Raw genomic sequence first — 4,357 nt, forward strand, 5'->3', positions numbered from 1 at the left:
GTACAACACGCGCTGTCCGGTGTGCGATGCCGGCATCAGCCGCCAGAAGAGGCGGCTGATCGAGGCGGTCAAGGCAGGCCGCGTCGCATTCCGCGACATCAATTTCGAACCTGAAGCGCTCTCGGCCTTCGGCGCTTCGCTCGAGGATATCCGGCGACGGCTGCACGCGACAGATAGCGAAGGCCGGCTGCTGGTCGGCGCCGACGTGGCGATCGCGGTCTGGCGGCTCACGCCGGGCGAGGGGTGGCTGGCGACCCTCTTCGGCAACGCCGTCGCGCTGCCTTTGACGTGCATCGCCTACGACCGTTTCGCGGACCTTCTCTACGCCTGGAACCGGCGCCAGGGCCGCTGGTAGGCGGCAAGGCCAGAGGCCCTGGCGCATCCTGCGATACATCGTAAGATATATCTTGACTTGACAAGCGGTGCGCCTTACTTAAGATGTATCGTAAGATATAACTCAAGGAGCAATCCATGCACAGACACGACCATTTCGGGCACAATCATTTCGGCGAGCGCATGTTCATGCGCATGGCCGGCAAATTCGGTGGCAGAGGCAGCGGCGGCGGCTTCGGTCCGTTTGGGGGCAGGGGCGGCGGGCGCGGCGGCCCGGGTGATATGTTCCGCGCCGGCCGGATGCTCGCCGACGGCGATCTCAAGCTGATCACGCTGTCGCTGCTGGCCGATGCGCCGCGCCATGGCTACGACATCATCAAGGCGCTGGAAGAGCGCACCAGCGGCGTCTACAGCCCGAGCCCGGGCGTGGTCTATCCGACGCTGACCTTCCTGGAGGAGGCGGGTTATGCGGTGTCGTCCAGCGAAGGCAACAAGAAGGTGTTTTCGATCACCGAGGCCGGCAGGGCGCATCTCGATGAGAACCGCGAGATGATCGACGGCGTGCTCGACCATCTCGAGCGCTTCGGCCGCAAGATGGCCGCGGCGCGCGAATGGTTCGGCTGGGGCGACGATAAGGATGAGGGGCGCCGTGGCCGTTCGGAAAAGCGCGACCAGTTCCGCGCGCTGCGACATCGTCTGCGCGCCGCGCTCGGCGACATCGCCGAGGCGCCGGAAGACAAGCAGGCCGAGGCGATCAGCATCCTGGAAGACGCCGCCGAGGCGATCGAGGCGCTGGCGCGGCGCTAAGCCATTTTCATAAGAGCAGCCAAAAAGCCCGGAGCGATCCGGGCTTTTTGCATTCAGTCAGCGATCGACAGGGCAAGGACTATTCCTTGCCGACATATTCGCTGATCAGCTTGTCGTTGCGCGCCTTCTCGATCTTGGCGGTGGTCTCGGCCGCGATGCGCTCGTCGGTGCGGTACTTGACCAGGTTCACCAGGCTGCCGGTGAGCAGGAGGATGCCCATTGCCCAGTAGCCCTTAGTCGAGAGGTCGACCGGCGCTAGCCACAGCGACAGGCCGAGCATGAAATAGGCGGCGCCCACCGACACGGTGTTGAACAGGATATAGGTCTGATTGCCGTTCATTGGATTGCTCCTTGGAATTTGATCTGTTTTTCGGAAAGCGGGTTCAGTTCAGGGATTTGAGGCGCGCGAGGACGTCCTCGGCGCGCACCTTGGTGGCCGGTCCATGGCCTGCTTCGGCGAGGCGTTCACGGATCGCCTCGTGGCGCAGCTCGCCGTCGATCTCATCGAGTATGCCGGCCTCCTCAAACGGGTCGGGGCTGTCCTTGATGCGGGCCAGCAGTTGCTCCGCCTCGTTGATGCTCGCCGTGCGGCCGATCGAGCGGTTGAGGCGCGACTGCGCCTTGCGTTCGGCATCGATCGCCCGGGCCGAGATCATGCCCTGGTTGAGGCCGATGATGCGGCGATGCGCCTGTTCGACGGACAGGCGCATCCGCAAGGTCTTCTCGCCGAGGCTCTTCACGGTGGCGCGGCGGACCTCGCGCTCATTCTCGAGCTCGGCGATCGCGGAGGCGCCACCTTCGGCAAGCGCCTGGTTGTTGGCCGAAAGCGCGCTCAGCGTGCGGGTTTCCAGATCGGCGATGCGGCTGTCGAGCTGTTCGAGGCTGGTCTGCTCGGCACGCTGGCGCACGATCAGCGAGGCAAGCGTCTGCTTGGCGGCGGCGAGGCCCGCCTCCGCGTCGCGGATGCGCTGCGCCAGAAGGTCGATGGCGAAACGGTCCTTCAGATTGTCCTCGGCCCGGGCGCTGGCGCCGTCCAGCAATGTCTTGATCAGGCTAAGCATTGGGTCTTCTCCCTGTTGATGTGAACGTTGTTCACGAAGTCAACATAACAGGAAATGAACATTGTTCAAGAACAATGTGAACGCTGTTCATGGGCCGTGGGACATGGTAAACGCGGGCAGACAGGCTGAACGTGGCAGGCCGGCCACCTCACAGAGCGACAGGAAAGAGCATGGCGCTGGACAAGGAAGAAATGAGCGAGAAGGTGCTCGCCATCGCCGAGGCACTGCTCAATGAGGGCGGCGCCGAGAACCTGAAAGCGCGCACCATAGCCGAGCAGGCCGGCATTTCGGTTGGATCGGTCTACAACCTCTTTGCCGATCTCGACGAGGTGCACCGGGCCGTCAACATGCGGCTGCTCGACCGGCTCGGCGCGACAGGCCTCGCGGCCATGGCCGATCTCGAAAGGCAAGGGGTGACCGATGTCCAGCACCGCATCCTGGCGATGGCGGCGGCCTATGTGCGCTTCGTCGAGGCGCATTCCGGCAGTTGGCCGGCGGTGCTTGCCTTCAACCGCCGGCGCGCGACGCAGCCGGGCCCCGATGCCTATGACGCGCTGCTCGACGCGCTCTTCGACATCGTCGCCAGCGTGCTCAAAGCAGGCGATTTCGGCCTAGACGACAACCGCCGCGCGCTTGCGGCCCGGACCTTGTGGTCAAGCGTGCATGGCATCGTGACCAGCGGCTATGTGGCCAATTCCAACAGCCGGCAGGCCGAGGAGATCTGGAATCAGATCGAGCTGCTGGTCGGCGTTTTCGTCAAGGGACTGGAACATGGCGGCGCATTCGCGCATGCTGAGACAAAGTCTGATTAAACAGGGCGCTGCGGATCTTCGACGCCCGCGTAAAATGGAGTTTCAAAAAATGTCTTTTCTGAAAAAGCTTTTCGGCGGCGGCAGCAGTGAGGCACCGGAGACCGGCAGCGCCAAGCCGGCCAAGCAGGTCGAGCACAAGGGATTCCTGATCAGCGCGACGCCCTACAAGGCCGAGGGCCAATACCAGACCTGCGGCGTCGTCTCGAAGGAAGTGGACGGCGTGCTGAAAGAGCACCGCTTCATCCGCGCCGACCGCTTCGCCGGGCTGGACGACGCCGTCGACATCTCGATCAAGAAAGGCATCCAGCTGGTCGACGAGCAGGGCGAGAAGATGTTCGGCTGAATGTGATCATAGTCGAGGATCGATCGGCTCGCTCTCCAGCGCCAGCACGGCAAAGACGCATTCGTGGACCCGTCGCAGCGGTTGCCTCGCGACAAATCGTTTCAACGCCTCGTGTCCCAGGGCGAACTCACTGAGCGCCAGGTTGCGCTTGCCGCCTAGATGCCGCTCGCGCAGCCGGACAAGATTGTCGGGCGCATCGTATTCGGGACCGTAGATGATGCGCAGATACTCGCGCCCGCGGACCTTGAGCGCCGGCTGGATGAGTCCCTTCTTGCCGCGGGTGACGAAGTCGCGCGGCTTGACCACCATGCCTTCGCCGCCCGAGGCGATCAGCGTCTCCCACCAGGCGACGGCCTCCGCGCAGGCGCCGGCATCGGCCAGGTCGAAACTGCGCCATCTGGTGTCCACCACGACACCTCCCCTGGCGAGGCGATCGGCCAGCGACATATGCCAGATGTGGTCATGGTCGAACCAGACGCGGCCCTCGCTGGCCAGCAGATGGAACGGCGCCACGCTGAGATCATCGACATTCGAAACCGGCCAGACATAGGGCGACCAAGCGGCGGCGTATTTGCCTGCCCGCTCGGCGCGATCGGCAAACCGCGCGTTAAGATCGGCCACATCGACACCCCGCGCCTTCGCTCTCTCCGAGGCATCGCGACCGAGCCGCAGGCCGGCCGCGGACGACGCCGCCACCGGTCCGTACTGACTTTCAATCAGGCTGCTTGCCTTGGCCGACCAGGGCATGATTTCGGCATCGAGCAGCAGCCAGTCGGTTTGCAGTTCCTCCCACAGGCCGGCGGCGTCGACGCTTGCGCGAAGCCGGTCGAGCAGGCCCTCCGTCATGGCATTGTCGCTGAGGAAGGAGCGCCCCGTCCGGGTCCATATCGCGCCTGTCTCGTCGCCTGACACGCCGAAGCGGCTGCGCGCTGCCTGCACGGTCCGGCAGAGCGCGACAATCGCCCGCGAACCCATGTGCTTTTCCTCGCACACGATCTCGG

General features: G+C 64.3%; 6 protein-coding genes and 1 pseudogene. 4 read left to right on the forward strand and 3 right to left on the reverse strand.

All coding sequences use genetic code 11. The annotated features are described in order from the left end of the window. Together EOA27_RS24505 and EOA27_RS24510 are read left to right on the forward strand one after the other, a co-directional pair. On the forward strand, window positions 1–355 hold a 355-nt coding region (locus EOA27_RS24505), incomplete at its 5' end, for a DCC1-like thiol-disulfide oxidoreductase family protein (protein WP_127257465.1). A 116-nt stretch (window positions 356–471) separates the two neighbouring features. Further along, window positions 472–1,140, forward strand: a complete 669-nt coding sequence (locus EOA27_RS24510; protein ID WP_126081758.1) for a PadR family transcriptional regulator — start codon at window positions 472–474, stop codon at window positions 1,138–1,140. A gap of 79 nt (window positions 1,141–1,219) precedes the next feature. On the opposite strand, the gene EOA27_RS24515 is transcribed toward EOA27_RS24510, so the two are convergent. Further along, on the reverse strand, window positions 1,220–1,480 hold the full coding sequence (locus EOA27_RS24515; RefSeq protein WP_126081759.1) for a YiaA/YiaB family inner membrane protein: 261 nt from the start codon (window positions 1,478–1,480) through the stop codon (window positions 1,220–1,222). 43 nt (window positions 1,481–1,523) lie between these two features. Continuing rightward, window positions 1,524–2,201: a PspA/IM30 family protein gene (locus tag EOA27_RS24520; RefSeq protein ID WP_127257467.1), complete on the reverse strand. Its 678-nt coding sequence runs from the start codon at window positions 2,199–2,201 to the stop codon at window positions 1,524–1,526. Window positions 2,202–2,371: 170 nt separating this feature from the next. Between EOA27_RS24520 and EOA27_RS24525 the strand changes: the two genes are divergently transcribed. Next, a complete protein-coding gene (locus EOA27_RS24525; RefSeq protein WP_126081761.1) occupies window positions 2,372–3,013 on the forward strand; it encodes a TetR/AcrR family transcriptional regulator in 642 nt (213 codons plus the stop codon). A 49-nt stretch (window positions 3,014–3,062) separates the two neighbouring features. Beyond that, window positions 3,063–3,356, forward strand: coding sequence for an HlyU family transcriptional regulator (locus EOA27_RS24530; protein WP_126081762.1), 294 nt, complete (start codon window positions 3,063–3,065; stop codon window positions 3,354–3,356). A gap of 6 nt (window positions 3,357–3,362) precedes the next feature. Here the strand turns inward: EOA27_RS24530 and EOA27_RS24535 are convergent. Beyond that, a pseudogene (locus tag EOA27_RS24535) lies at window positions 3,363–4,357 on the reverse strand (polynucleotide kinase-phosphatase); the annotation flags it as partial.

The sequence above is a fragment of the Mesorhizobium sp. M2A.F.Ca.ET.037.01.1.1 genome (assembly GCF_003998075.1).
GTDB lineage: Bacteria > Pseudomonadota > Alphaproteobacteria > Rhizobiales > Rhizobiaceae > Mesorhizobium.